The organism is Pseudomonas sp. FP1154 (assembly GCF_030687245.1).
Lineage (GTDB): Bacteria > Pseudomonadota > Gammaproteobacteria > Pseudomonadales > Pseudomonadaceae > Aquipseudomonas > Aquipseudomonas rhizophila.
Genome location: NZ_CP117465.1, coordinates 4,061,198 through 4,064,934, shown reverse-complemented (window position 1 = coordinate 4,064,934; position 3,737 = coordinate 4,061,198). Strand labels below are relative to the sequence as shown.

General features: G+C 59.6%; 1 protein-coding gene. It reads left to right on the top strand.

All coding sequences use genetic code 11. The annotated features are described in order from the left end of the window. Nucleotides 1-493 precede the first annotated feature (493 nt). The gene (locus PSH91_RS18205; protein ID WP_305466385.1) at nucleotides 494-2,962 is read left to right on the top strand and encodes a TonB-dependent receptor; all 2,469 of its coding nucleotides are present in this window, start codon (nucleotides 494-496) and stop codon (nucleotides 2,960-2,962) included. The last annotated feature ends 775 nt before the right edge of the window (nucleotides 2,963-3,737 follow it).

Genomic DNA, 3,737 nt, shown 5'->3' with positions numbered 1-3,737 from the left:
CATGGCATGAACAAAAAGGCCTTTTTTAAGTTCTCGTTCCCCCGCTCTGCGTGGGAATGCATTCCGTGACGCTCTGCGTCACCTTCCAGGGGCGGAACGCGAAGCGTCCCTGGCGGCATTCCCACGCGGGAGCGTGGGAACGATCGAAAGGCAGCTGACACTCGCATGAAACAAAAGGCCGGCGCCCCTCTGCGCCGGCTTTTTTTTAACTTTTTTCACGAATGATAAATAAACTCATTCCGGTTTTTGGCAGGTGCTGCGTCTTACTTAGGTATGTGGACAAATCGGGTCGGGCAGGACGCTCAGGCACCGGATGTGTTCAGCAAAAATTTCGCCGTCGTCCAGCCGGATGACCGTGCCCGGGGAAGGGCCGGTCGGCCCCGCACTGACACATTGCCCTTGGGGCAATCGACCGTGCGGGTTCTCTCGTGCTGGCGAGCGGCGGGCCCTTCGGCCCCATGGACTTTTACTTCTACCAATAATAGAGAGCACGATGTCATCCATTCATGAGTTGAAACCTCTGTTCAAGGCACTCGTCATGTCCCGCGGCCTGCGTTCGCGTCGGGTGTTGACCGGTCTGGGGCTGGTCTGCCTGCTGCCACTCAGCGCTCAGGTGATGGCTGAAGACGTCAGCATCGACATCCCTGCGCAATCGCTGCCCCAGGCACTGCAAGCGTTCGGTCAGCAGACCAACCAGCAAGTGATCTACAACGCCGGCGATATGGCCGGGCTGAAAAGCAACCGCGTCAGCGGCAAGATGAGCCCGCAGGCGGCCCTCACCGAATTGCTCAAGGGCACGGGGGTGCGGTACAGCGTTGAGGGCAATACCCTGATGCTGCTGCGCGGTTCTGCCACTGGGTCCCTTGAGCTGGGCGCGACCACCGTCAAGGCACAGGAGCTGGTTGCGACGACCGAAGGCAGCAAGTCATACACCAGTAACGCCGTGACCATCGGCAAGGGCACCCATACCCTCAAGGAAATTCCTCAGTCGATCACCGTGATGACGCGTAAGCAGATGGATGACCAGAACCTGGTCAACCTCAAGGACGCCGTCAACCAGACCACCGGCATCGTCGGCCTGCAGGGCGTTGGCCAAGGCATGATCCTGTCGTCACGCGGCTTCCAGATCGACGATTGGCAATACGATGGTGTGCCGATCCTGCGTAACAATTATTCGCTGGGCAACTGGGCGACCCAGGACCTGATCTTCTTCGACCGCCTGGAAATCATGCGCGGCGCCTCCGGCCTGCTGCAGGGCACCGGCAGCCCCGGTGGTGCCGTCAACCTGGTGCGCAAGCGTGGCCAGAACGCACCGACCGTGACCCTGACCGGCAAGGCCGGCTCCTGGGATCACTACGGTCTGCAACTGGACGCCGGCGGCCCGCTGAACCAGGCCGGCAACATCCGCGGTCGCATCGTCGTCGACGAAGACCAGAGCAATTCATTCGTCGACCATGCGTGGAGCAAGACCCATTCGCTATACGGCGCGCTGGACGTCGACCTGAGCGAAGACACCACCCTGGGTTTCGCGGTCAGCCAATCCAACGGCGAATCGCGGGGCAACATCCGCGGCCTGCCACGCTACGCCGATGGCAGGATGCCGGACGTGTCGCGCTCGACCTACACGGGGGCGCGCTGGAACCGCTCCGAAATCGACGTCACCACCCTCTACGCCGATCTGGAGCACCGCTTCAATGAGGATTGGGCGTTCAAGGTCGGCGCGGTGCACATGAGCGAAGACAACCAGGCGAAAAACCAGCGCGTCCAAAGGGGGGGTGGTCTCCTGCCTGATGGCAGCGGCGTGCAATATGCCGACTTCCTGACCGATTTCCAGTCCACGAAGGTCGGTCTCGACATGAACCTGACCGGCAAGTTCGAAGCCTTGTCGATGGAGCAGGAAGTCATGCTGGGCGGCAACTACTCCCAGCTGGAAACCGATGACCGCTACGCCCGTACATTCAACAACACCAGCGACTCCATCTTCGACATCGACAATGACCGTCCGGACATCAGCTACGACAGTTTGATCGCCGCGGGCGGCCAAGGCACCCTCAGCAAATACGATATCCGCCAGAAGGGCGTGTACGGTACCTGGCGCGTCAAGCCGGTGGACGATCTGACGCTGGTGCTGGGTTCCCGGGTCAGCTGGTATGACTACAGCTACAAGTCGAAGACCGAAAACTCAGCCGGTATCACAGGCAACGCGCCAAGCACCGGAACTGAAACCGGAGTGGTCACGCCCTACGCGGGCATCATCTATGACCTGAGCCGCGAATGGGCCGTGTATGCCAGTTATACCGACGTGTTCCAGCCGCAGACCAATCGCGATGCCAACGGTTCGGTGCTCAAGCCGATAGTCGGCACCAACTACGAAGTCGGCCTCAAGGGCGAGTTGATGGACGGTCGGGTCAATACCTCCCTGGCAATCTTCCGCTACGACCATGAGAACCGTGCCATCAACGACGGTGGTTCGGGGTGTGGCGGCTCGGGTTGCTCGGTAGCCTCGGGCAAAGTGCGCAGCCAGGGTATCGACGCCGAAATCAGTGGTGAAGTGATAGACAACCTGCAGCTGTTCGCGGGTTACACCTACAACACCACCAAGTACCTGGAGGACCCGGACAATGAAGGGAGTATTTTCAGCACCTGGACGCCGAAACACATGCTGCGCGTGTGGGGCAACTACCAGTTCACCGGCGACTGGAGCCGTGTCAGCACCGGCTTGGGCTTCACCACCCAGAGCCACACGATGGTTTACGACTACGATCGTGAAGTCCCGGGTTATACCGTATGGAACGCCCGCGTCGGCTACCAACTGACGTCGGAAATCGCCTTGGCGGTCAACGCCAACAACCTGTTCGACAAGACGTACATTACGTCCGCCTACAACCAGCTCAATGGCAACAACAACTTCGGTGATCCACGCAACCTGATGTTCAGCGTGACGTACAAACCGCAGTTCTGATCCTCGCGGGAATGAATAGACCTGCCTTGTGGGTGGTGCTGTTCACTTAAGGAAACGGCGCTTTTCGAGACGGGAAAGCGCCGTTTTTTTGCCGAGGTGCCCACTGCGCAATGCCTGCGTTCGGCCAGCGTGGTTAACGGGGCGCCGAGATCAACGTCCGACGCGAGGCGGCCTTATAGCCGACCTGTTCTTACGGGGGAACTCAATCCAATTGTGGGAGCGAGCTTGCTCGCGAAAGCGGCGGGTCAGCTTGCGAGGATGTTGGATGTGCCGACGTCATCGCGAGCAGGCTCGCTCCCACATGAGTTTGCTGGTGTCCTCAGCATCTGCAAACGACACAAAAACCTGTGGGAGCGAGCTTGCTCGCGAAAGCGGCGGGTCAGTTTGCGTTGATGTTGGATGTGCCGACGTCATCGCGAGCAAGCTCGCTCCCACATGAGTTTGCTGGTGTTCTCAGCATCTGCAAACGACACAAAAATCTGTGGGAGCGAGCTTGCTCGCGAAAGCGGCGGGTCAGCTTGCGAGGATGTTGGATGTGCCGACGTCATCGCGAGCAGGCTCGCTCCCACATGAGTTTGCTGGTGTCCTCAGCATCTGCAAACGACACAAAAACCTGTGGGAGCGAGCCTGCTCGCGAAAGCGGCGGGTCAGTTTGCGTTGATGTTGGATGTGCCGACGTCATCGCGAGCAAGCTCGCTCCCACATGAGTTTGCTGGTGTTCTCAGCATCTGCAAACGACACAAAAATCTGTGGGAGCGAGCTTGCTCGCGAAAGC

Excerpts from the sequence above, each read along its gene's own strand:
- PSH91_RS18205 (WP_305466385.1), top strand. The coding sequence starts at position 494 with ATGTCATCCATTCATGAGTTGAAACCTCTGTTCAAGGCACTCGTCATG.